The following is a 24,676-nucleotide window of genomic DNA, read 5'->3' as shown; positions in this document are numbered from 1 at the left end:
TTGTTATTAGCTGTCATCCAGCGAGGTGCGGCTAAAATACATACTACTGCCCGTCTAATAGACGGACGAACTAAAAGGACTGAAGATAATGATTTCACAAAGTGGACCACAACGCTACATATCAGATAATAAGGCTTATGACGAATTACCAGGATTCATGAACAAGTTAAAGGTGAGAACAGTCTTATTCCTGCACGGCGAGAAATCATTAGCTGCAGCGCAACCGTATCTACCAGCCTGGCCAGATGACGTCAAAGTTGTTGACGTGCCATTTGGCGGTGAATGTTCATTTGAAGAGATTGATCGAGTGAAGGCGATTGCTGATGAAAATGACGTTGACATGGTCATCGGTCTTGGCGGTGGAAAAGTTTTGGACACCTCTAAGAGTGTCACCACTGGAACCCACCGTTACCTGGTTCTAATCCCAACGCTGGCCAGCAACTGTTCTCCTTGGTCAGCCATTTCCGTGCACTACAAGGAAACCGGTGAACACATTAACCATAATATTTACTTGGAAACTGCTAACTTGATGCTGCTGAACCCCAAGGTGATCTTGAACTCACCAATCGAATACTTCGTTGCCGGCATCGGTGACACGCTGGCTAAGTTCTACGAATCCGAGTTGATCTTCGAACAATTACCGGAAGACCAATACACGGTAGCCTTGACCATTTCTCGGCAAATGGCCAACAACTGTAAAGCAGTTTTGTTGAAGAATTCCATCGGTGCCGTGGCAGACATGAAAGCTGGTCGTTTAACACCACGCTGGCGCCAAATTGCTGAAACTATCATTGTAATGGCCGGTACCGTTGGCGGCTGGGGCGATGATTACGGCCGTGCTTCAGGTGCTCATGCGATTCACGATGCTTTGACCATTTTCCCAGCAACTGCCCCACACTTACATGGTGCTAAAGTTGCCTATGGAATTTTGGTTCTATTGGCTATCGAAAATAAAGTCGACGACATCAGAAACTTGCTGCCGTTCTACCACAAGCTCGGCCTACCGACTAACTTGGCAGATTTGAACCTCGGTGGTATTGCTGACAGCGACATCGAAAAGATTGCCACCGCTGCAGCGGATCCAAGCACGCAAATGCACTTTGTACCCACTGAAGAACCCATCACGGCTGAGGTCGTTAAGAATGCCATGTTAACGGTTGAAGACGTCACGGCTGCCGTCGAAGAATAAACATTAGCTATAACCATAACTATTTAAACAATTGGAACGTTTTCCAAAATTCTAAAACAAGCAGCACGACAATTTCCAAACTTGGAAAATTGCCGTGCTGTTTTGCTTATGCCATGTTCACTAAAATTCCAGCCAGTAATGTAAGTAAATGGGAAGCAATCCGGTTCAATTCCGTCAACTTGAACACAGCGCCTCAGCGTGCAATACTGAAACTGATAATTATTTAATAAGTAAGCAATTCTAACCAAGTTATTTAGAAAGTTAGGTGAAAATGATGTATCGCATGATTAGTTTTGATTTGGATGGCACTTTAGCAGATACTTTTCCAGTAATTTTAAAGTCGTTTCATAGCACGGTCAAACAACTTACTGGTCAAAAGATCAATGATCAGCAGATTTTTGATACGTTTGGAACCAATGAGCAAGGAATGCTAAAAAAGCTGTTGCCAAACGTTTCGCTGGATACGGCTTCAGATATCTTTTATCAAGCTTACGAGCAAGCCCATCAAGCCTTACGGCAGCCGTTTCCAGGCGTTCTAGATCTGCTTCAGGCCTTAAAAGACCATGGTGTCCAGATATCACTGCTCACTGGCAAGGGTCAGCGTTCGTGTGACATTTCACTGAAAATGCTGGGACTGACCGGCTACTTTAAGCCGATTTTGGTTGGTTCACCAGAACGTAATGTGAAGACGGACAACCTCCAGAGTCTTTTGACTACGCAGCACCTGGCACCAGACGAGCTAGCCTACGTTGGTGACGCAACCAGTGATATTAAAGCCGCTCAGGCAGCTGGCGTTCACTGTTTTTCGGCAGCGTGGTCACCAAGTGTTCAGTTGGATGCGCTCCAGACAATGAACGCAGATGTTTATAAATCAGTGGCAGATCTGCAGACAAAATTACTGAGTTAGCCAGCAATTAAATGACACAAATACTTTAAGGACACGCTTTTAAGCGTGCCCTTTTAGATAGTCAGGCTCATTTATTATTTTATTGACGAGGAAACAATGTTAGCGTATAGTGTTGCCATGGAAACAATCCCACGTTCACAATTAAAGGAGCCAGTACAATGCTAGCAATCACACAAATCAACTTTAACGGCATCGACGGTCTCACCGCTCGATTCGTCGCCAAACCTAAACTAACCGCCGATAGCGTCATCGTCAAAATGAGTACCATGCCCGTATCACCAACCGATTGGAAATTGGAATCTGATCAACACGCCACCAACGAAAACTTAGCCCAGCTCCCACGGATCATTGGTATCCAAGGTGCAGGCCAAGTGGTCGAAGTCGGTGAAAATCGTAACCAGAGTTTACTCAACCAACGCGTTTTGGTGATTAACCCTGCTGGTACGTATAGTGAGTATGTCCGCTCCACCAACCCCGACTGGCTGTTCTTGTTGCCGGATGCAGTCAGCAACGAAGCCGCTGCTGCACTATCTGCTAGCACAGCCTTGACGTTGAAAAAGTTCATCGACGTTAGCGATGCTGACAATATCGTGCTGACCGGTGCCAATTCAGTGATTGGTTTGACCTTACTGCAGTTACTGCACAACGAATCAAGACGGATTTACCCAGTAGTGACGTCAGAAAGTCTGACGTACTTTAAAGAACAAATGCCAAGCCTCACCGCCTATACCAGCAATCAGCTGCCACAGTTGACCGGCAAGACGTTGATTCTTGATACTGTAGGTATCGTTAGTTTGTTAGAAACCTTGGTAGCACGGACCACTGAAGCCAGCGTAACGTCAATCGTCATTATGAAAGATCCGGGCTTACCCAACTTCACGTTCATCCACGATGATTTTAACGCTGACGATTACCGGATGTTCATTCACCAGTTGGCTACCGGTGAGCTCAAACCGCTGATCAATCGTGCCTTCCCCATTACCGAGACAAAAAAGGCCCAGCACTTTGCGAAAGAAACGCATAGTCGTGGGCGTGTTTTGGTTGCATTTTAGAGGCCATCATCAAATTACATTAACTATTAAATTACAGCCTTGATTTCCGGCCATTTAACCCCCAAAATGCTTGTCCTGACAAAGTTTGTCGGAACAAGCATTTTGGGAGTTAAATTCTGGAATCTACCGGGTTTTGTCACAGTTACTGAGCTACAAGATCATTTTGCTATTCGTAGTTGTTCTTCTTTTTTTGCTCTAAAACTTTAACTCTTCTCTATTCAGCTTTGCCAACTGCTAAACTGTACCAGGCCATCTTACCGCCTGGTGTTTGATCCCATAAGTTGCTGATAGGCACGTTATTGATGTTGTAAATACCAAGCTTGTAATCAGTCATTTTATCCCGTTTTGACTGTGGATAGCCGGCTTGATCTAACAGTTTCTTAACGCCGGCAATCTTAGTCTCATTGGATGCCGCCCGATTGTCAAAGAGGTATTTAGACACTTGCCGAAACACGATGATATCTTTGTAGCCCTTAGTCGAAACCGCATCATCACCGTCATCACCATCAACATAGATCCGGTTAGAATAGTTGTGCGCCGCAATCTGTGACATCCCTAGATCAACTGGCGTATTTGGGAACAACGCCATCATTGACCGGGTCAATTTTTGATAATTACTATCCTTAATATATTCTAGGTAATCAGTCGTACTGGTGAAGTCATCTGGATAAACCACATCCGTGTTGGCATGATTGGTGGTCTTGCCCGGGGTCAATAAACTGGCCGCTACATAGCCGGACACATCACCGTGCTTCGTTTTAACGGTCACGTAAGCATACCACGTTTCCTTACCACTATGCTTCATCCGCACTGAATGACGCTTAAAAAGGTTTTGATTGGTATAATCCTTCAAGTTCGCGCGAACCTTAGTATGCGTCCAATCCCATAGGTAAGCATTCTTGGTAGTACTGGCCACATGAAAGGGCCCGCCAGCGTAGGTTGGCCGACCGTAACGCTTTCTTGTTACTTGGTAACCCTTGCTGTTATAACCCTTAGATAGGTAACCGGCCCAGACCCAGCCAACTTTAGTCTCTGAAAAATTAGAGACCCGGACGTACTTAGAATTTCCCTTCGTCCCTGTTGCCGTTTGGTACCAAGTGTAGTTTGGATAACTCTTCAAATTATGCAGCTTCTTAGTGTATAGATCGTTCCACATATAGGCTGACTTTTTGGTCGATTTCAAATGGTATGGCGTGATCTTAGTATATTCGTTGTACATAAAGGTGCCGTCTAACTTGATCTGTTTAAACGCCGCGTTTGGAGCCACCGCAATCGACGGTTTATCCGCATGAGCTGGCACCGCCGTTAGGCTCAATAAACCTAGCGAGGCGATTAATCCAGCCAAAGCCGTTTTAAATCCAATCCTCATTTTAAACACTCCCCTAATTTAATCCCTGAATAATTGCCATCAAGCAATCGCATTGCTGGTTTAAGTTTAGCAAAGATTACGCATCATAGGCAATGATTTTGCAACTTTAATTACCTTTAAAGCCTTGCATAACAGCGTTTAGTACCTATCAATTTTAGCAATTCACTAATCAATTTTACCCTTTAACTAATGTATCGATTAGCGTATCATGAAATTCATTAGGGGGAATTCACATGAAAAAATCGCTTTTAACTGCTTTGGCCGTCGGGATTAGTTTAGCAGGCGGTACCGCCTTGGCCCCAACCACTGCTAGTGCGAAAATAATTAGTGACATGCCGGCTCACTTCCACCACACGTGGTACAGCCATCAATGGAAAATGAAATTTACCAAACACCACCTTCAGCAAGGTAAGACTGGCCATAAGTACAATCTTAGCTATCATTTTAAGCACGTTTCTAAATATGGTAACCAATACACACCGGAAGTCATGGGTGATATCGGCGCTTTTAAATATTCACATGGCTATATGTACACTTACGATGGTGCTGGTTCTTGGCAAAGATGGCACCGGTAACTAAACTCATGCACAACTAAAAAGCGTACTGATAATCGGATTTCACCCTTTATCAGTGCGCTTTTACTGTTTGATATTAAGCTGCTTTACTAGTCCCCGTCCGATAATTCAGATGAAAGCCTGGTTGAACGTTAAAGATATAGACGTTGAATCGAATTGCGTGACTGCCAATTGATTCGCCTTGCATTTGAACACCGTTGGCCAACAGATCATTGCCAGCAAAAACTGGTTTGACCTCATAGCGGACATAGTGCGAACGACTGCTCCGCAAATAACTGGCCACTTGGTTTTCATACTTTTCCATGCCAGGTGTGTTGAGTGACCGGGTCCCGGTCATGAGGTTTTTCATGTTATTATTTTGACCCGTCAGCTGATAGCCAATTAAATGACTCCGATTGTAAAGCCAGCCACCATGGCCGTGTTTATTGTGCCAGCCAGTGGGATCAACATATAACGCTTGACGCTCAGTATGCGGCATCAGGCGTTTGTTTAACATGGCATCCGCGGTAGTGACTCGGTTCAACCGGTCCAGGTTACCATAATGCTGCCAAGCACCCTTGTTAATGCTCAACCGATTTAACTTCGGCTGATCATGATTAATGATTACGATCTGCTGACCGTGATACTTAAGTCTTTGCAGCCCAGAAGCACTGGCTTTAGCCTGCTTAATGTGCTTCACAGGTACGCGTTTGACAACGGTCCGACGCTTAATGCGGCGATGATGCGTCCGTTTATGATGTGTCTTGGTTGCCTGATCCGTTGCGGCTAAAGTCAAGCCCCTATGCTTAGCTTTTTGTAAACTGACCCGATACACTTTTCGTGCCCGGTTTAGCCCACGATTATGGCGGTGATAAAAATAATGCTTACCCGTCTTCGTTACGTAGACCATGGTTGCAGCACTGGCATTGCTTGGTTCGCAAGTAGCACCTACTGGTACGGCTAAAATCGTCACCGCTACAATCAACGATAGTACCGTTTTGAACAGTTTTGACATTTTCTCTTCTCCCCAACAGACTAGTAATAATCCGTTATTATAGAATTAGTAACTTGTTAATTATACAAGTCATGATATATTGGGGTCAATCACAGGTATGGTTTAAACCATTATAATTCGCCTGCGAAAGCGCTTTAAATAAATTAAAAGTGCTTTTCTGTAATCAAAAAAAGTATCTAGAATGGATAACATTCTAAATACCCTTTCTATAACTTTAATTTTCAATCACACTTAGTTCACCCTAGGCTGAACGTAGTAAGTCACAACGGCACCCTTGGTTACATCATGCGTACCTGGCTGCGTGCCAAAGAAATCATCTTCGGAATAAGCACCTTGGTACCCATCTGGCATGTGCATGTACTGATCGGCACTTGCTTGATTACCGAATTCATAGCCAAAGTCCATGGTCGTTTTACCAAATGCTGCACCAAATAGTACAACGATTGAACCGACCGTCTTACCGCTATTCTTATCAACGTAGTTAACCGTTATCCCATTTTGAGTGCTGACGGGGGCAATCTTTTTTAAGGAACCGTCTCTAATGACACCAGCAATTCGACTATTAGAGAGATCTTGGACACTTAACCAGCGGTCACTTGGCGAGTCCGCGTCTCGGCACCAATGATTACAAACACATCGTTAGCATAGTCAGCTGACGAAACCTTGTTAGGCATGTTAATGTCCACTCTAAACGGACTGGTTTCGAATGGTGTGGAATAGACCTTTGCCATGCCATCGTTGGCAGTACCAGGATTAGCCAGACGATAAAACTAGTAGCCTCATCCGTAGTTAAGGGACTTGATGTAACTGTCCTAAAGAAGTTGACACCCCAGCTGGCACCGTATGGGCAGCATCCTTATATTGAATCACGCCAACGTTATAGTTCGTTATTTTACCATTATAGATCCAGCCTTGCACTTTATGATCAAAGGTTGCAATTTTAAGATAGACACTGGCAGAAAATTAGACACAAAAAACCAGCCTGAGCCTCCGCCGCTCAAGCTGGTATTTGATTTCAGTTTCATTAATAGCGTAACTTAATTATATCACTTTTAACATCATTGTCGAGTAACTCAGCAGACTAGACCACTAAGTGCCAAGAAATTAAACTGGGTACCCCTTAATGACTGTTGATGACAGCATCATAACTAACTATTTTACGATCAATTGGTTCAAATCACCCATCCGCAAGATCAAGTCAGATAACTGACTCAACTGACTAAGACGGTTGTTCTTAACCTTTTCATCCTTGGCCATGACCATGGTTGCGTCAAAGTAGTCGTTAATGACTGGCTTCAAGGCTGCTAAAACATTGTAGTAAGCTGGAATATCCAGTTCTGATGCCTGCTGAGCAACGTTATCCACAGCGGCCTTCAACTTTGGTTCACTATCGTTGTCAAATAAACTGGTATCCACAGCAGTCACCTTACTCTTGTCGGCCTTTTGAGCAATTCTCAAGACCCGAGTCAAGGCTTCGATGGTTCCCTTGAAGTCGTCATCATTTTGGTGATCACTCAGCACTTGCGCAATGGTGAAGTTGTCCAGCAAATCAGTGTTGGGTCCGCCAATGACGGCATCAACGACATCGTGCTTTACCTTTTCACCAAGCAACGTCACTTTGATCCGGTCCTTCAAGAAACCGCCAACGGCTTTAACCTGCGCCTTTTGGTCCAGATCAGGTGCCACGTTAGCACTGGTTTCAGCATCAATGGCAGCGTCCACCATCTCTTGATCAAGGTGCCACTTGTTGGTCCGGACGATCCGGACGATCCCAGTCGCTTGACGACGCAAAGCGTAAGGGTCGTTAGAACCACTTGGAATCATGCCAGCAGCAAAGAAGGTCAAAATACTGTCTAATTTGTCAGCAATGGCAAGTACCGCACCCACCGTTGATTCAGGCAGATCACCATCAGCAGAGATTGGCATGTAGTGTTCGCGAATGGCTTGGGCGACCACTGGGTTTTCACCATTTAATAGCGCGTATTTCTCACCCATGACCCCTTGCAGTTCGGCAAATTCGCCGACCATACCAGTGACGAGATCAAACTTGTAGATGTGAGCAGCCCGAACAACATCCTTGATCTGGGCATCCGTCAAGCCAAGCTTTTGACCTAGATTAGCCGCAATCACAGCTACCCGCTGCATCTTTTCATACATCGTACTGATCTTGTCATGGAAACTAACTGACTTGAGCTTTTCAACGTAGTCATCAATGGTCAATTTTTGATCTTCTTGGTAGAAGAACATGGCATCTGACAGACGAGCAGCTAACACCCGTTCGTTACCAGCCACTACGTTTTGAATGTGATCAGCGTTCCCGTTACGAACGGATACAAAGTGCGGTAACAACTTGCCATCTTGATCCAGCACGTAGAAGAACCGTTGATGGTCACGCATCGAGGTGATCAGCACTTCGTCTGGAATGGTCAAGTACTTTTCGTCAAAGCTGCCAGTAAAGGCGGTTGGCCATTCAACCAAGTTAGTGACTTCTTCTAACAGATCTGGGTTTAATTTAATGACCCAGTTATTATCTGAAGCAATCTGTTCGATCTGCGTCTTGATCTCTGACTTGCGCTTCTTAGCATCAGCCACCACGAATTGTTTGGTCAATGCGTCTTCGTAGTCGGTAGCATTTTTCAAAACGATCGTCTTGCCTAAGAACCGGTGACCACGTGTCTGGCGATCCGTCTTAATGTCGAGGATCTGGAACGGAATGACTTTATCATCAAGCAAAGCTACCAGCCATTTGATGGGACGAATGTATTCGAAGTGATAACTGCCCCACTTCATCATGGTTGGGAAGGTCATGCCGGTCACAACATCCTTCAAACCAGCCAGAACGGTTTCCACCGATTGACCAGCAATGTGCTTTTCAACGTAAACGTAGTCGGTACCCTTTAATTCCTTAAAGGTAATGTCATCAACAGTCACACCTTGACCCCGAGTAAAGCCTTGAGCCGCTTTTGACCAGTTACCGTCTTTGTCTAAGGCGATCTTCTTAGCTGGGCCCTTAACTTCTTTGTCGATATCCGGCTGTTTGTCAGCTAGACCACTGATTTGAATGGCCAACCGGCGTGGTGTTGAAAACGGTGTAATATCGTCAAAGCTGATGCGCTGTTCTTTGAGATACTTTCTGGTTTTTTGAACTAATTGTTTAATGGAAGGTGTGACCACGTGAGCAGGCATTTCTTCCAGACCAATTTCAAGTAAAAATGTATGTGCCATTACTTTTTGTCCTCCCCGTCTTTTAATAGTGCTTGACGCTTTTTCTCATCCTTGATCAACGGGAAGCCAAATTCCTTTCGTTTAGCAACGAAGGCTCTGGCAACACTGTGCGCCATGCGACGGATGCGAGACAGGTAGCCGGCTCTTTCAGTAACGGAGACCGCACCACGAGCATCTAACAGGTTAAAGGTGTGCGAACACTTCAAAATGTAGTCGTAAGCGGGGTGAACCAGACCGTTAGCAATCTGCTTCTTGGCTTCGCCCTCGTAGTCGTCAAACATCTGCATGAGCATTTTTTGGTTGGACGTTTCAAAGCCGTAAGTGGAATGTTCGATTTCTGGTTCCCGGAAAATGTCACCGTATAATACGCCATCGCCCCATTCTAGGTCGAAGACGCTGTCAACATCTTGAATGTAAGAAGCGAGCCGTTCAAGACCGTAAGTGATTTCTGATGTAACGGGATCCACTTCTAGGCCACCAACGATTTGGAAGTAGGTAAATTGTGAGACTTCCATCCCGTCAAGCCAAACTTCCCAACCAACACCGGCACAGCCCATTGACGGGTTTTCCCAGTTATCTTCAACGAAGCGAATATCGTGTTCCAAGGGATCGATACCCAATTCTTTCAAACTGTTCAAATACAGGTCTTGAATATTTTCTGGTGAAGGCTTCATCACTACTTGGAACTGGTGATGTTGATATAACCGGTTAGGGTTTTCAGCATAACGGCCATCAGCTGGCCGTCTTGATGGTTCCACGTAGGCAGCGTTCCAAGGTTCTGGACCGATTGCTCGTAAGAAGGTGTAAGGACTCATGGTCCCGGCACCCTTTTCCGTATCATAAGCCTGCATCAACATGCAGCCTTGCGCGGACCAATATTGCTGCAAGGTTAAGATGATTTGTTGCATTGACAATTTCTTGGTCATAAACCAATATCCTCCTAATATATGATAGCGATGCCAAATTTCAGGACACAAAAAAACGTCCCAACGTAGTCTGATAGACCTACATAGGGACGAAAGTTATTTTCGCGGTTCCACCCTACTTCTGGGATGACCCCAGCAGCTTCGTTTGCATCAGCTCTAAAAGTGCCAATTGATTCTCGATCTCTCCGGCTCACACCTATCCCGAAGTCGCTGTCTGACCGATGAATCAACCCTCTTTTGTCATCGCCAATCACTATTCAATTCTCCATTAGTTTAAGCGTCTGCAAAATAAAAGTCAAACCGAATCGCGGATTATTTTAAGTTCATCTGGCCCTGTTTTAACGACAGCCAGATGGCCATTACGATGAGAATAAATGACGCGGTAAACGCCACGTGCATCCCCGAAATAAACAGACCCGGTTGAGTGGGTAAATAAGTGGTGACTTTGGTATGGGCGAGCATGCTCATCACGGTAAATAATACCGTAGTGGAAAGCGCGGTTCCAGACACCATGCCGATATTTCGGGCTAATGCGTTGATACTGCCGGCACTGCCCAGCTGGTCTTTACCCACCACTGACATCACGATATCGCTGTTAGGCGACTGAAACAGCCCAGTCCCCACCGCCATAACAACCGTTACGGTGATGTAGACCCACAGTGGGCTGTTTAAATCTAAGAACCAATACCCCAGCTGTGAGACTGCGACTAGACTAAGCCCAAGCGTCACAATTTTAGCAGGATCAAACCGGTCAGCTAACACGCCGCTGATCGGCCCGACAATCATCATAACCACCGGGAAAATAATTAACAGTAGCCCAGCTTGACCAGCACTTAAATGCCGAGCATCTTCCAGATAAAATGGCATTAAGACCACGGTAAAGAAATTTGATAGAAAAATTAAAATTGCGGCACCGACCCCATAAGAAAAGGGTTTAATTTTAAAAATACTGAGCGGCATCAGCGGTGTCTTGCTCCGACGCTCTGCTCGAATGAACCAAATAATCGAAATCAACGCAATCACATAACCGATCACTGGTATTGGTGTAAAGTAACCGACTTCTTGGCCCAAAAAGATGGCCAAAAAGAAACTGACGATCAATAAGGCAAACGAGATAAAACCCGGCCAGTCAATTTTTTTATCCGTTGACTGTGCGGCTGATTTAGGCAACACAAACTGGCCTAAAATCACAGCAAAGATGCCTAAAGGTACATTGATCCAGAAAATGTACCCCCAGCTCAATTGAGACAAAACTAAACCGCCGATTCCGGGACCGGCCACCGCACCAAAGGCCACGAACGTTCCGATCAGCCCCATGGCGCGGCCACGCTCTTTAATGCCAAAGGTCGCAGTGGTAATCCCATAAGTGTTTGACAAAGTCATCGCAGACCCCAGTCCCTGAATGATTCGACCCATCAGTAAAAAATTAAACGTCCACTGGATCCCGGATAAAAATGACCCAATAATAAAGATCACGGTGCCCAGTCGAAAGACTTTGATTTTGCCGTACATATCCCCCAATTTACCGAAAAATAGCAATAACGCACTGACCACGATTAAGTAGATGGAAACCACCCACTCAATTTGATTCATGGGAATCGCCAGTTGCTTAGCCATGATTGGCATGGCAATATTGACAATGCTGGCGTCCAAATTACTCATAAACGCAAAAATACCGATTGAAATTAGAATCCACCACCGCCGTGGCTCAACTTCATTCATTTTAATCTCCCCCTTAGCTACTCTTACGGGAATGATTATACCTGTAAATCGCGGTTTAGGGTGCGTTAAAGCTCATTGAATATCAACCCGCAAATTTAAGACGCAAAGTGGTTACTTCATCGGTTTCATATTTCACTTTTGACAGTCTTATCTTTTGACGTATATTTTTATCTTAGTTGGCTTGTATACTGTTCTCTGTTTTCTGGAACCCAATTAATCTACGTTGCAGGAATGCACATAAAAGTTCATTTCGCTCCGTGAAACCGGCAACTCATAGTGGGGTCGCTCTGGAACTATTTTCGGAAAACCGCCGAAAAGGATTTCCGCCGTCTCCCGTAGTTTTAAGTGAGCAAAAAAACGCTCACTAACAACTACCTTCACCATGATTTGCCAGTTTCACTCCGCTGCATTTCAGATCCTATGTTTTCAGCAACGTAACGGTTAGATTGCTGTCGCAAATGGACTACTGAACTGAAGTAGCCTAGTGGTAAAACTGTTATGTTGACCGAAAAATGACGAAAAAAACAGAGTTTCAAGAAATCCAATCCGGATTCCTTGAAACTTTGTTCTAGAAGACCGTGATTTTTAACTTATGTTACAAACTCACAAGTCAATTTATCTAACAATATGGGGTCTTTCATTCAGTGAATGCTTTTCTATCGTTCTATTTAACCTACAGATAAAATCAGTCGTACCAAGTGTTGGTGTAGTAATAATAGTTGGATTTAATGCCTATCGAAAAGCTGTGTGAACGCATTACTGTTCCTAAATCAGTACTTTTGATCACTTTTTTATTATTTATGACTGCTAGTCGGTAATTGTATTTACCAGTTTTGCTAGCGATATGTTTAGCATGAAGCCCAACCATCTTAGATTTTGTGTAGATGTACATTGTGTTACCGGAGGCTCTAGAGGCGGTTATTTTGACCATAGATTGTGGTTTTACATTCGTTGCTTCATGTTTAAAAGTTTCAACATAGCCATCGGTAGTTATTTGAAAAGCTTTTGCATTCAGAGCAGCTGCACCCGTTGTATACCGATAACCTTGACTGAGGGTAAAAGGTATACTATCAGTGAGCTTACGCTGAGTCTTGACGAACTGGGAACCACTGAGATGCATCGCATCATTTTCTGGTTTAAACGGGTCGCCAGATTCCTTATGAGTTTTAATGACGTTATAACTCAGTCTTGATACATCAAGACTCCCATCACTGGTTATATGCACTCTTGTCCCCTTAGGAATCGTGTACCTATCATGCCCCACCTTTGCTTTCACAACAGACCGGGTTATTACATAACTCTCCGGTTTAAACGTGGTGGCACTAGCATTAGTTGGTGCTACAAGAAACAAAGATGCTAGAGCAGCCATGCCAAGACTAGATGCAATTAATTTGTTAACAATTTTCATTTTTTTACGCCCGCTTTACAGTAATTTATGCCTTAAATTTAACACTCATCAATAATTTTTACTAGGTTATCCTATGCCAATTTTACATGAACATAATCAACACTACATAGCCATTAACGATTCTAATGTAAACCACTATAACCGCATTTTTAGCAACCTTAGCAACTACATTATTGTTGCTAACATCCGTTGACAAGCTTATCTGTTACACCCCCATAAAGGTCCACCTAAATTTTATTTTCGAACTACTTAATTTTTCTAGTGTTATTATACTTGTATAGAGTACTGCTTATACAGTATCACGATGCACACCAAGGAAAGGAAGATTCATGAATATGAAGTTCAATAAAGTTGGTAAAGCAGTATTGACGGTTGGTGTTGTAGTATTTAGTATTGGTCTAACTACCACTTCTACTGCTAGTGCCAAAGAAACTGTAAAGTCGGTAACTAGCCATTTAGCAAAAGTTACCACTTTTAAAGTGGGGAAAAAGTCTGCAGCAGTTTATTCAACTGCCTCGCTGAACCACAAGGAAGGTACGCTTAAGTCTTTTGGTAGTAAAGTTAAGGCCTATCACATTTCGCAGATCAATCGAAATGGCAAGAAAACTATTTATTATCAAATCAAAACTGGAAAAAAGAGTGGTTGGGTCTGGCAGGGTTATTTAGTAAAGAATAAGCAACCAGATAAATCAATCATAAAAGCCCCTAACAATCAGAAAACTGAAACCGGAAAATTCAGTGAATCTGTCATTGATGCCCAATTATTAAAATTAGTGAACCAACAACGCGCTAAGATTGGTGTTCGGCCAGTAACAGTTAATTCGAAGTTGTTTGACAAAGTTACAACGGTTCGGGCACATCAGCTTATTAAAAACTATAGCCATTTTGACGCTCACAATCATTTCATTGCTGCCGATTTAGCCCAAAAAAATAAAATTAATTATTCTAAACTTAGCGAAAACATCGCAAAAAATAATTTTAACGATGATAACATTAGCCTTGCAAACGCTATTTTCTACAAGTATTTTTACGATGATGCCGCGTCTAATTGGGGTCACAAGAAAAATATTCTTGATTCAAAAGTTGATAAGGCAGCCTTTGCAACCATTAATATTAACGGTACCGTGTATAATGTAATGAATTTTTATGGCACTCATCACGCACGCTAACCTTTAGTTTAAATCGTAAATTGAATACACGCCAAGCCCCCAGCAATTGTATCTGCTGGGTTTTTTTTTTGGTTCTACGCTATTTAGTGTTGATGAAAAATCATCAGCACTATTTTTATACAACAAAAGGGACATATCCATCCCATGCGACAATCAAGTTGTCCAAAACCAATCGAAATTGATTTAACAAACTGGTTCCGTTTCGAATTGAGGTTACTTACAAGACGAAAAAGAAGACCAATTCGTAAATGAATTGACCTTCTCAAAATACTTAATCTTTTTTAGAATTATCCAGTGGTTTCCACTTCGTCATTTGATCAATGAACCGCTTTGATCTGGGATAAACACCGATAGTATCAGAATAGATCATGTCCAGTGCTCGTCGCAGATGCTGCTTGGTCTCTTCGTGCACACTAATCGTTTTTAACTTGGTGAGATCAATGGCTGAAAACTGCCGCAAATAATAGATCGTACGCTGATCTAAATCCAATCGATTAGGATCCAAATGCCAGTGTGCCTGACACAACAGTCCCCCGTAAGACTCAGAATAGTCAAACGGCAGGTCAGTCCGGCCACAGATCACGCATTGTCGCAGGTTGGGCTCCACGCCAAATAAGCTCATCATTTGAACTTCGAAGATATTGGCAATAATGGCTTCATCCAGCCCGTCATTGATTAAGGACAGCGCGTGAAATAATCGCGGATACCAGCTGCCCAGTAGTTGATTATCAGGAATCGCCATGTCCAACAATGACATGATATAAGTCGCATAGGCGTTTTTGGAAATGTCTTGTCCAATTTTTGTAAAGTTAGTGGTATCCTTAGCCGCATTAATAAATGATAACCCTGGTTCACGAATATCACCCACGTATACGCCATACGTAAACGGCAGCAAATCAGCAGTCATTTTAAAGCCGCGCTTTTTAGCACCGCGGATAAAAAACATCCGCTTGCCGGCTTCCTGGGTAAAAAATTTAATCAGCATGTCGCGTTCACGATATTCTTTTTGATACATGACAATGCCATGAAAGTTCATGAGTTGTCCAGCCATTGGATCACCACATTCTAATAATCGTCTTTACGGTATCCGTATGATTGCAGAGCAGAAGATTTATCACGCCAGCCCGGCACAACTTTGACCCACAATTCAAGGTAGACTTTATCCCCCAGCAGGTTTTCAATGTCCTTGCGTGCCAGCGTCCCGATCTTCTTTAACATCGAACCGCCCTTGCCAATCAAAATACCCTTTTGAGTTGGTCGGTCAACGATGATGGTCGCTTGAATATGAACCTTCTGCTCGTTTTGACGTTTCATCTTTTCAATCACAACCGCAACTGAATGCGGAATTTCCTGACGGGTCAACTGGAAGATTTTTTCGCGAATCAATTCAGAAACGATAAACCGTTCTGGGTGATCCGTAACCTGGTCATCTGGGTAATATTGCGGTCCATGAGGTAACTTGCCAACTAATTCATTGAGCATTTCCTCGACGTTGTTGCCTTCCAAAGCGGAAATTGGCAGCACTTCTTGCCACTTTAAAGCGTCCTTATACTGATCAATCACGACCAACAGATCATCTGGGGTGATTTGATCAATTTTATTGACGACTAAATAAACCGGCTTCTTGACGGTCTTTAGCCGATCAATAATGAAATTATCACCAGCACCGCGGCGCTGTTCAGCGTTGACCATCATGATCACTGCGTCAACTTCGTTAAGAGAAGACAAGGCCGATTTCATCATGTAGTCCCCTAATTCACTCTTGGGTTTATGAATCCCAGGTGTATCAATAAAAACGATCTGGGCATCATTGGTCGTGTAGATTCCCTGAATCTTGTTACGCGTGGTTTGTGGCTTGTCGGACATGATGGCGACCTTTTGGCCCACCACCCGGTTAAGCAAAGTCGACTTACCGACGTTTGGCCGGCCAACGATGGCAACAAAACCGCTACGATAATTTGGATTGTCCAAATTTATTTCCCCCTATTAATGAATATTAAATTCTTGCATGAGTTCCGGAATAAAAATCAAACAGCCAATCACGACCGCAAAAAAGGCCGCAATTAAAACGCCACCGGCAGCAACGTCTTTCGCCTTTTTAGCCTCTTTGTGATAGTGCGGCCCAACAATCAGATCAACAATCGATTCCACAACGGTATTTAGTACTTCCGCAACCACCACCACAAAGATGGCTAGGGTGATCCACAGCCACTCATTGACCGTCAGTTGCAGCCAAATGCCCAACAAAACGGCCATTACCGCCATGACAATGTGCTTGCGAAAATTTCGTTCGGTGGAAACTAAGCTGTAAATACCGCTTAACGCATGGAGCAGCGATTGAAAGAAATTTTTATTTTTTTTGACTTGTTTATCGTTTAAGCCCATAAGCGTCAAGTATATCCCTTTGTAATTTGAACATTACTTTTTCGTCTGCTGGCTCCATGTGATCGTAACCGTTGAGATGCAGGAACCCATGAACGACTAAAAAGCCCAGTTCCCGTTCATAGGAATGTTCCAAATACTCTGCTTGTTCGCCAACTTTATCCACTGAAACAAAAATATCGCCAATGTTTTCGGGAATTTCAGCTTCCAGCTCGTCATCCATCACGATTGGAAATTCATCGTCTTCATTACTGCTGTCTTCAATCGCAAAACTGATGACATCCGTTGCCCGATCAACATCCCGGTACTTACGGTTGATCTCTTGAATCCGGTCATTGTTCACAAACGTGACTGACATTTCGGTATTTTCTTTAAGTTTAATATATTTGCCGGCGTATTCGAGCACGTCTTTCACCAATTGAATGTGTTCTGCTGGTACGCCGTCTTTTGTTTCATCATAAATTTCTAGATCCATGTTTTATACTCGTCCTTATTTATTTTTCCACAGCTTCATAAGCGTTAATAATTGCTGCCACAACAGGGTGCCGGACAACATCGTCCGACGTAAACGTGACAAAATCAATGTGGTTAACATCCTTTAAAATATGGGTTGCCTGAACTAGCCCGCTTTGACTATGACGTGGGAGATCGATCTGGGTGATATCACCGTTAACGATCATTTTGGAGCCAAATCCCAGTCGGGTCAAAAACATCTTCATTTGTGCATTGGTCGTGTTTTGAGCTTCATCCAAGATCACAAAGGCGCCCTCTAATGTTCGACCACGCATGTAGGCCAACGGGGCAATCTCAATCACACCGCGTTCCATCAGCCGGTTAGTGTGCTCCGCGCCGAGAATCGCATAAAGCGCGTCGTAGATCGGTCGCAGATAAGGATCAACCTTATCTTTGAGATCACCGGGTAAAAAGCCCAGACTTTCACCAGCTTCAACGGCTGGCCGGGTCAAAATAATTTTTTCAACGTCACCGCGCTTTAAAGCCGCAATCGCCATGACAACTGCTAAATAGGTTTTCCCGGTCCCAGCTGGGCCAACCCCAAAGGTGACGTCATTGTGCTTGATCGCATCAATGTACTGCCGCTGCCCGTAATTTTTAACGCGGACGGCACGGCCCTTAGCATCCTTAATCAAAGTTTCCGTATACAGATCCAAGAAGTATTCCAAAGTTCCTTTGTCGGCCATCTTCATGGCGCTAATAACATCGGCACTGTTCAGCTGAATACCCTTCTGGATCAGCTTATCCATGTTTTTTAGAATCGCCATCGCCTTTTGCACTTGGAATGGTTCACCAGAAACTTTAATGGAATTACCAAAGGGGTGGATCGTCACGTTTAACCCTTCTTCTAAGAGCGAAACGAACTGATCCTGCGCGCCCAAAATAGCGACTCCCTGTTCCGGATTTGCTAAGATATATTCTTTTTCAGTTTGCGTATTTTCAGCCAAAAACAATGGACTCCTTTACATTAAATTAGATTTCTTAGACCATTATACGACAATCCCATCATAAAAGCTCGAACAAGTGGTTACACAAGCGATTGACCCCGATTTTGATGTCCAATTCGGCAAAACTTTTAGTTCCAATATAGCTTTTCTTAAATGACTAATTACGGTAATTTCGAAGCCACAGATGAATCAAAATTAGTGACTGAATTAGTGATACTAAACCTTAGTTATTTGCAACTGATTGACGTTAATCCAGTCCATAATGATAACTTGATCAACCAGTAATTTGCATTCTATCATTGTTATTGCAAATTACTGATATTATTGATTATTGCATGATACAATTTTAAAATTGTATCATGCAATAGTTAAATGGCTTTCACCCAATAATAGTCAAAACTTGATCCCGTAATTCACGTGCCGCACGCTGTGGATCAGCCACCCGCATAATGGCTGAAACGACTGCAACACCATCAACGCCTGCTGGCTTAACCGCTGCGACGTTACCCGCGTTTAACCCGCCAATGGCGTAAACCGGCACGCCAACTGACTGTTTGATTTGCTTTAACGTTTTCACGCTGGTACGGACAGTCTCAACGTGGGTTTGCGTGGGAAAAATAGCGCCGGTGCCAAGATAATCGGCCCCCTGCTCGACCGCTAGTTGTGCTTGAGTTAGCGTCTTAGCAGTTGCACCAATGATTGCCCGGGGGCCTAAAATCTCCCTAGCAACGGCCACTGGTAAATCTTTTTGACCGAGGTGCACACCAGCTGCCCCTACTGCCTGAGCAATGTCCAACCGATCATCAATGAGCAACGGTATTTGAAACTTATCAGTGATTTGCTTAACGGCGTAGGCCCGCTGAAAATACTGCAGGCTGGTTAATTTTTTCTCGCGTAACTGCACGAGGTCAACGCCGCCTTGACAGGCTGACTCAACGTGTTTAAGAAAATCTGACTCAGAATAATTTAACGCATCCGTGACTAAGTAAAGCGGCCGATTACTAATTTTCATAATTTCCTCCTGATCGCACAAACCTTTTTCAAACCTCGCCAACAGTCTAACGAAAAGTCTGACGCTTGTCACGTTGATTTTCCTTGCTTGACTTTCACAACGTTCTAGCTTATAAATATAAGCAATGAGTCAATTAACCGACTCAAATCATAATTGAATAACGTTAGTTCGTCTGGGGTGCCTAATTGGCTGAGATTAAACCCATCGAACCTGATGTAGTTTGTACTACCGAAGGAAGAGCGACTTTTACTGAACGATCAAGTCAAAAGGCTTTTCTGCACGAAAAGTCTTTTTTGTGTAGATAAGTGCTTTTAATTGAACGCGTCAACCCCTTTCTCGGAGACAAACGGAAAGGGGCTTTTTTTATGGTTACTGTAAACGGCGAACCATTCGCTAAAGTTGCTGGTCAAAATTTACTGGCGTTTTTACAACAGCGCAAAACGCCCGTTGATAACGTGGTGGTTGAATTAAACGGGACAATTATTCACCGGCCCGAATACGAGCAGACGCTGATTAAACCGGACGACAAACTAGAACTGATCTCGTTTGTCGGTGGCGGTCGTTAAGGAGGTTAATCTATGCAACCAACGATTCAAGGAATGGCCATCAAGGATGTCTATCAGGGTATGAAAGCCCGCAACGTTGCTGATTCCACCGACCGTCTAACTGCTGCTCACGTGGCCATCGCCGGTGCCGGCGGTCTGGGCTCCAACATTGCCATTGCACTGGCACGCATCGGTGTCGGTCAGTTGACCCTGATCGATTTTGACCAAGTCGAACTGAGTAATTTAAACCGCCAGCAGTTTAAGCTCAGTCAGGTCGGCATGGATAAAGTCACCGCACTGAAGCAAAACCTGCAGGAATTCAATCCGTTTGTCACCATCACGACCCGGGTTCAAAAAGTTGACCATGATAACGTGACCGAACTTTTCGGTGATGCAGACATCATCTGCGAGGCCTTCGATAACCCCAGCGCTAAAGCGATGTTATTGGATGCGGCTAGCGAATTTTTCCCGAATAAGCCAATGGTGATGGCAACCGGCATGGCTGGGATCCATAGTTCAAATTCGATCATCACCAAACAAGTCCGCCCTAACCTGTACATTGCGGGTGATGGTTCGACGGCTGGTGCTGAGGGTCTAATGGCACCAAGGGTCATGATTGCTGCGGGTCATGAAGCTAACATGATCACGCGTTTAATTTTAGGTCAAACAAAGATTTAGGAGGAAGATAACATGTCAGAAAAAACAGATCTGCTCACAATTGGTGGACATACGTTTACATCACGTTTCATTCTCGGTTCCGGTAAATATTCCTATGATTTAATTGATTCGGCAATTAACCAAGCTAAGGCGCAAATCATTACCATGGCTTTGCGCCGCACCAATTCCGCTAAGGAAAACATCCTCAATTACATTCCAGAAGGAATCACTATTTTGCCTAACACCTCGGGTTCTACCACCGCTGACGAAGCCATTCGAACGGCCCGGTTAGCGCGAGAAATCAGTGGCAGTGACTTTATTAAACTCGAAGTGGTCCCCGACAAGAAATACTTGATGCCGGACAACGCTGAAACTGTCAAAGCCACTGAAGTACTGGCCAATGAAGGCTTCATCGTCATGCCCTACATCTTGCCTGATTTAAACACCGCACGCCAGTTAGTTGACGCCGGTGCCGCTACCGTCATGCCCCTAGCAGCACCAATTGGGACCAATCAGGGGTTAGCCACCAAAGCCCTCATTCAAATCCTGATCGATGAAATTAATGTACCGGTCATTATTGATGCTGGTATTGGCCGGCCTAGTGAAGCTGCCGAAGCAATGGAAATGGGTGCCGATGCCATCATGGCTAACACCTCCATGGCGACAGCGAAAAACATTCCGTTAATGGCAGAGGCCTTCCGCTTAGGCGTTGAAGCCGGCCGTAAAGCTTATTTAGCTGGTCCTGGCCGTATTATTGAACGTGGTGCAGTGGCCTCTTCACCACTCGCTGGCGTCAGCAAATGATTCGGGCGACCGACGAATGGGTGACCTTTGAACGACATTTTCAGCAAATCATTCAGCTCTCCGCTAAAACTGTGGGTCAAAACCGGTTAGTTTATTCGCCCAGCTGGGTAAAGGCGCAAGCCGCCTTAATTCAATTTGGTCAGCAAGCTGGTTTAACCGCCATGGTCGATCATTATGGCAACGTCTACTTAGATTTCCCTGGTGAAGACGACCGTGTTATCGCTACTGGTTCACACATGGATACGGTGCGCAATGGCGGAAAATTTGACGGTCTATATGGTGTTCTAGGTGGTCTGCAAGCAATTACCATGCTTAAAACTCGTTTCGGTGCGCCCCGACACACGCTGCGCCTGATCTCTTTCAGCGAGGAAGAAGGCAGCCGCTTTAACACCACTTTCAGCGGTTCCAAATACTATGCGCTGCACCAATCAGTTGGTTCGTTAAGCGACCAAAACGGCATCAGCTTTGAACAGGCCCGTAGTCAAGCCGTTGAACAGCTACAGGCCATCAATCACGTCATGGTGAAACGGCCTGCACTGCCGATCAGCTTTACTGAACTCCACATTGAACAGGGTCCCAGACTGATTAACGCGCACGCTGCAATTGGACTGGTCTCTGGTATCGTGGGTCAAAGACGGTGGTCAGTCACCGTTCACGGTACGTCTAATCACGCGGGAACGACCCCTATGAATGACCGTCATGATGCCCTTCAAGCCGCAGTCACCATCATCTATCAGTTAAACGAACTCGCTCATCATTTAAGCCCCAATCTCACTTTTACAGTCGGTCAGTTAACGGTCTCCCCCAATACGTCGAACGTCATTCCGGGGACCGTCCAATTTACGATTGATGCCCGCCATGCAGACGACCACCTGCTGGACCGGTTTGAACAGCTGATTGGAGAAACGCTTAACCGTCAAACCGATCCGCACATCAAATACGCTTTAAAACGTTATGTCCAAGATCTGCCCGCGACGTTTGACGCAAACCTGCTGGCGCGAAATCAACAGTTGGCACAGCAGCTAAGCCTGACTTCTCAAGTGATGGTCTCTGGTGCCGGTCATGATAGTTATGTGATGAACCAGGTCACCCCTACCACCATGCTTTTTGTGCCTAGTGAGGGTGGCATCAGCCACGCACCGACGGAATTGACTTACCCGGCAGATTTAAAAAATGGTATCCAGCTATTAATGGCTAGTCTGCATGCCCAGTCATACTAGCCTCAAACACTTTCCAAGTAATCAAAAAGGCACTGTCTAACTGCTGATATGCAGTTAGGCAGTGCCTTTAATGTTAATCTTTACTTGCTCAATAGTGACTTGACAGTCTTGTTAACAATGCTGCCATCTGCTCGACCTTTGAGCTTAGGCATGACTGAACCCATCACTTTACCAAAGTCAGCCATTGAACTTGCGCCAACTTCGCTGACAGTATCCGTCACGATCTTTTTAACTTCATCTTCACTCAATTGCTTAGGTGCGTATTTCTCAACCAATTTGATTTCGGCATCCAACCCGTCAACGAGATCCTGACGGCCGGCATCGGCAAATTCTTGGCGTGATTCTTTCCGTTGCTTTAATTCACGGGAAAGGACCGTCAACTGTTCGTCATCGTTTAGATCATGGCCTAACTTGATCCGTTCGTTGGTTAGGGATGTTTTGATCATCCGAATGACGTTTAAAGCAACCTTATCGCGAGCCTTCATGGCCGTTTTTAAATCTTCTGTGAGCGTGTCTGATAATGACATGTACAAAAACCTCCTAATATTCATTAATTGGTTCACCCCTGGAGTGCGCCAATTCTCGTGAACTGCTCGTTACTTAGGCAACGAGCTTCTAGAAACACCGCTGACTCATCATCAGTTGACGGTAATTTACTAAGGTGCGTTCCGCGCCAGTCTTTGATAACTTCGCTATCGCCAACATGTTTATTATATTCGTTATTAGCAACATAGGCAATTCAGTACACCCTAACCGAATCGTGCTGACGTTAAATAAGCATAAAAAAAGACTCCTGGTAGCCAGGAGTCTTCGATGCAACTAGAAACGCTTCTTATTCTTACGTTTTCTTGCTGCTTCTGATTTTAATTTCTTTTTAACGCTTGGCTTTTCATAAAACTCACGTTTACGGTATTCTTGTAAAGTACCGCTTTTGGAAACGGTTCGTTTGAAGCGCCGAAGAGCATCGTCAAGAGACTCGTTTTTGCGAACGACTGTCTTTGTCATGTAAATCCCTCCCTCCGAGCTCTAGTAGTAACCGATTGAAAATAGGCAACAAAAAAATTGTCCTCCTCAATAGTTCCTTTTAATTATACCTACCTAATTGCGTCACGTCAATCATTTCAATTAAGTTTTAAACAGAAAATTCAAATATCATCGATTCGTTTCTGCCTGTGCTAAAATTAGACTAACTATTAAATAACGGAGGCTTTATGATGGCTGAAAATTCTGATATTGATATCTTTATTATTTCCGATTCATCTGGTGAAACGGCACTCACCGTTGCCCAAACTGCAGTGGCGCAATTCCCTGATATTAAAGTGAAGTACCAGCGCTTCCCCTTTATTCAAACGGAAGCGATCCTCGGCGACATTTTAAAAATGGCTGCAAAAAAAGACGCGGTCCTCTACTATACGTTAGTCACGCATTCATTAAGTGAACAGGTAAGAAGCTTCGCTGAAGAAAATCACCTGCAGTCCTTTGACTGCATTCAGCCCGCGATGAAGGCGCTCGCTAACCGCAGCGGTGTTGAACCCGCCTCCATTCCAAGCATCAACCACAGTTTAACCGATACTTACTTTGACCGCATCGGTGCCATGGAATTTGCCGTGGCCTATGATGATGGGAAGGATCCTACTGGTCTGCAGAAAGCAGACATTGTGATCCTGGGTGTTTCACGAACTTCCAAAACGCCGCTATCCCTCTTTCTGGCCAACCGGGGTATTAAAGTTGCTAACCTGCCACTATCACCCAAGTCACAGTTACCAGATGAACTATGGAAAGTCGATCCGGCGAAGATCATTGGTTTGACCAATAGTCCTAAAGTACTAAGACGGATTCGCCAGCAACGGATGCTTTCATACGGTTTACCCGCCGAAAGTGCCTATTCGGATACCGAAAAGATCAAGGCCGAATTAAAATACGCCGATAAGATCTATAAGAAGATCGGCTGTTTAGTCATCAACGTCTCCAATAAATCAATTGAAGAAACGGCGACCCTGATTCTTGAAAATCAAAACCTGGAACCGGCCGAAATCGATACCATTAAAGACTGATCCTAT

General features: G+C 44.4%; 26 protein-coding genes and 1 riboswitch. Of the genes, 10 read left to right on the top strand and 16 right to left on the bottom strand.

Going from position 1 to position 24,676, the window contains the following annotated elements:
- The first annotated feature begins 88 nt into the window (after positions 1–88).
- From CES79_RS09100 to CES79_RS09090, 3 genes are all read left to right on the top strand, one after another.
- The gene (locus tag CES79_RS09100) at positions 89–1,189 is read left to right on the top strand and encodes an iron-containing alcohol dehydrogenase family protein (protein ID WP_089136989.1); all 1,101 of its coding nucleotides are present in this window, start codon (positions 89–91) and stop codon (positions 1,187–1,189) included.
- A 283-nt stretch (positions 1,190–1,472) separates the two neighbouring features.
- Complete coding sequence (locus tag CES79_RS09095) at positions 1,473–2,096, top strand: HAD family hydrolase (protein WP_159459484.1); 624 nt, start codon at positions 1,473–1,475, stop codon at positions 2,094–2,096.
- Between the two features lie 158 nt (positions 2,097–2,254).
- Positions 2,255–3,148, top strand: a complete 894-nt coding sequence (locus CES79_RS09090) for a quinone oxidoreductase family protein (protein ID WP_089136987.1) — start codon at positions 2,255–2,257, stop codon at positions 3,146–3,148.
- Between the two features lie 214 nt (positions 3,149–3,362).
- On the opposite strand, the gene CES79_RS09085 is transcribed toward CES79_RS09090, so the two are convergent.
- A complete protein-coding gene (locus CES79_RS09085) occupies positions 3,363–4,517 on the bottom strand; it encodes a hypothetical protein (RefSeq protein ID WP_089136986.1) in 1,155 nt (384 codons plus the stop codon).
- Between the two features lie 233 nt (positions 4,518–4,750).
- On the opposite strand from CES79_RS09085, the gene CES79_RS09080 reads away from it, so the two are divergent.
- On the top strand, positions 4,751–5,092 hold the full coding sequence (locus tag CES79_RS09080; RefSeq protein WP_089136985.1) for a hypothetical protein: 342 nt from the start codon (positions 4,751–4,753) through the stop codon (positions 5,090–5,092).
- A gap of 76 nt (positions 5,093–5,168) precedes the next feature.
- Here CES79_RS09080 and CES79_RS09075 read toward each other — a convergent pair whose 3' ends face one another.
- From CES79_RS09075 to CES79_RS09050, 7 genes are all read right to left on the bottom strand, one after another.
- A complete protein-coding gene (locus CES79_RS09075; RefSeq protein WP_054655405.1) occupies positions 5,169–6,086 on the bottom strand; it encodes a DNA/RNA non-specific endonuclease in 918 nt (305 codons plus the stop codon).
- A 231-nt stretch (positions 6,087–6,317) separates the two neighbouring features.
- Positions 6,318–6,491 (bottom strand): hypothetical protein, encoded by a 174-nt coding sequence (locus CES79_RS12855; protein WP_159459483.1) that lies wholly within the window; start codon positions 6,489–6,491, stop codon positions 6,318–6,320.
- A gap of 176 nt (positions 6,492–6,667) precedes the next feature.
- Positions 6,668–6,817, bottom strand: a complete 150-nt coding sequence (locus CES79_RS12850) for a hypothetical protein (RefSeq protein ID WP_159459482.1) — start codon at positions 6,815–6,817, stop codon at positions 6,668–6,670.
- Between the two features lie 421 nt (positions 6,818–7,238).
- A complete protein-coding gene (gene glyS / locus CES79_RS09070; RefSeq protein WP_089136984.1) occupies positions 7,239–9,311 on the bottom strand; it encodes a glycine--tRNA ligase subunit beta in 2,073 nt (690 codons plus the stop codon).
- Complete coding sequence (gene glyQ, locus CES79_RS09065) at positions 9,311–10,237, bottom strand: glycine--tRNA ligase subunit alpha (RefSeq protein ID WP_089136983.1); 927 nt, start codon at positions 10,235–10,237, stop codon at positions 9,311–9,313. Before glyQ ends, glyS begins: the two co-directional genes overlap by 1 nt.
- Before the next feature lie 312 nt (positions 10,238–10,549).
- Complete coding sequence (locus tag CES79_RS09055) at positions 10,550–11,959, bottom strand: MFS transporter (RefSeq protein WP_089136982.1); 1,410 nt, start codon at positions 11,957–11,959, stop codon at positions 10,550–10,552.
- Positions 11,960–12,644: 685 nt separating this feature from the next.
- Positions 12,645–13,367 carry a hypothetical protein gene (locus CES79_RS09050; RefSeq protein ID WP_089136981.1) on the bottom strand — a complete coding sequence of 241 codons (723 nt, stop codon included), beginning with the start codon at positions 13,365–13,367 and terminating at the stop codon, positions 12,645–12,647.
- A 335-nt stretch (positions 13,368–13,702) separates the two neighbouring features.
- Here CES79_RS09050 and CES79_RS09045 point away from each other — a divergent pair, with 335 nt between their 5' ends.
- Positions 13,703–14,536 (top strand): CAP domain-containing protein, encoded by an 834-nt coding sequence (locus tag CES79_RS09045; protein ID WP_089136980.1) that lies wholly within the window; start codon positions 13,703–13,705, stop codon positions 14,534–14,536.
- Between the two features lie 271 nt (positions 14,537–14,807).
- On the opposite strand, the gene recO is transcribed toward CES79_RS09045, so the two are convergent.
- The 6 genes from recO to thiE form a co-directional block, all read right to left on the bottom strand.
- On the bottom strand, positions 14,808–15,587 hold the full coding sequence (gene recO / locus CES79_RS09040; RefSeq protein ID WP_089136979.1) for a DNA repair protein RecO: 780 nt from the start codon (positions 15,585–15,587) through the stop codon (positions 14,808–14,810).
- Positions 15,588–15,601: 14 nt separating this feature from the next.
- Positions 15,602–16,507, bottom strand: coding sequence for a GTPase Era (gene era / locus CES79_RS09035; protein WP_089136978.1), 906 nt, complete (start codon positions 16,505–16,507; stop codon positions 15,602–15,604).
- 15 nt (positions 16,508–16,522) lie between these two features.
- On the bottom strand, positions 16,523–16,921 hold the full coding sequence (locus tag CES79_RS09030; protein WP_089136977.1) for a diacylglycerol kinase family protein: 399 nt from the start codon (positions 16,919–16,921) through the stop codon (positions 16,523–16,525).
- Complete coding sequence (ybeY, locus tag CES79_RS09025; protein ID WP_054655413.1) at positions 16,905–17,393, bottom strand: rRNA maturation RNase YbeY; 489 nt, start codon at positions 17,391–17,393, stop codon at positions 16,905–16,907. The genes CES79_RS09030 and ybeY overlap by 17 nt, the downstream gene beginning before the upstream one ends.
- A gap of 19 nt (positions 17,394–17,412) precedes the next feature.
- A complete protein-coding gene (locus CES79_RS09020; RefSeq protein WP_089136976.1) occupies positions 17,413–18,378 on the bottom strand; it encodes a PhoH family protein in 966 nt (321 codons plus the stop codon).
- 379 nt (positions 18,379–18,757) lie between these two features.
- Positions 18,758–19,390: a thiamine phosphate synthase gene (thiE, locus tag CES79_RS09015; protein WP_089136975.1), complete on the bottom strand. Its 633-nt coding sequence runs from the start codon at positions 19,388–19,390 to the stop codon at positions 18,758–18,760.
- A gap of 163 nt (positions 19,391–19,553) precedes the next feature.
- A riboswitch (TPP riboswitch) is annotated at positions 19,554–19,645 on the top strand.
- A gap of 110 nt (positions 19,646–19,755) precedes the next feature.
- Here thiE and thiS point away from each other — a divergent pair.
- From thiS to CES79_RS08995, 4 genes are read left to right on the top strand one after another with little or no spacing between them, the layout of a single operon-like run.
- Positions 19,756–19,956: a sulfur carrier protein ThiS gene (gene thiS, locus CES79_RS09010; RefSeq protein ID WP_054655415.1), complete on the top strand. Its 201-nt coding sequence runs from the start codon at positions 19,756–19,758 to the stop codon at positions 19,954–19,956.
- A gap of 12 nt (positions 19,957–19,968) precedes the next feature.
- The gene (thiF, locus tag CES79_RS09005; protein WP_054655417.1) at positions 19,969–20,613 is read left to right on the top strand and encodes a sulfur carrier protein ThiS adenylyltransferase ThiF; all 645 of its coding nucleotides are present in this window, start codon (positions 19,969–19,971) and stop codon (positions 20,611–20,613) included.
- A gap of 12 nt (positions 20,614–20,625) precedes the next feature.
- Positions 20,626–21,396 (top strand): thiazole synthase, encoded by a 771-nt coding sequence (locus CES79_RS09000; protein WP_089136974.1) that lies wholly within the window; start codon positions 20,626–20,628, stop codon positions 21,394–21,396.
- Positions 21,393–22,616 (top strand): M20 family metallo-hydrolase, encoded by a 1,224-nt coding sequence (locus CES79_RS08995; RefSeq protein WP_089136973.1) that lies wholly within the window; start codon positions 21,393–21,395, stop codon positions 22,614–22,616. The genes CES79_RS09000 and CES79_RS08995 overlap by 4 nt, the downstream gene beginning before the upstream one ends.
- A gap of 80 nt (positions 22,617–22,696) precedes the next feature.
- Here CES79_RS08995 and CES79_RS08990 read toward each other — a convergent pair whose 3' ends face one another.
- Both CES79_RS08990 and rpsU read right to left on the bottom strand, forming a co-directional pair.
- Entirely contained in the window at positions 22,697–23,143 is a 447-nt protein-coding gene (locus CES79_RS08990; protein ID WP_054655421.1) for a GatB/YqeY domain-containing protein, read from the bottom strand.
- Positions 23,144–23,435: 292 nt separating this feature from the next.
- On the bottom strand, positions 23,436–23,621 hold the full coding sequence (rpsU, locus tag CES79_RS08985; protein WP_054655423.1) for a 30S ribosomal protein S21: 186 nt from the start codon (positions 23,619–23,621) through the stop codon (positions 23,436–23,438).
- Positions 23,622–23,830: 209 nt separating this feature from the next.
- On the opposite strand from rpsU, the gene CES79_RS08980 reads away from it, so the two are divergent.
- Positions 23,831–24,670 (top strand): pyruvate, water dikinase regulatory protein, encoded by an 840-nt coding sequence (locus CES79_RS08980; protein ID WP_089136972.1) that lies wholly within the window; start codon positions 23,831–23,833, stop codon positions 24,668–24,670.
- The last annotated feature ends 6 nt before the right edge of the window (positions 24,671–24,676 follow it).

It is taken from the genome of Secundilactobacillus silagei JCM 19001 (assembly GCF_002217945.1).
GTDB classification, from domain to species: Bacteria; Bacillota; Bacilli; order Lactobacillales; family Lactobacillaceae; genus Secundilactobacillus; species Secundilactobacillus silagei.
Note: the sequence above shows the minus strand (reverse complement) of the source record. Positions and strands in the feature narration are given on the sequence as shown.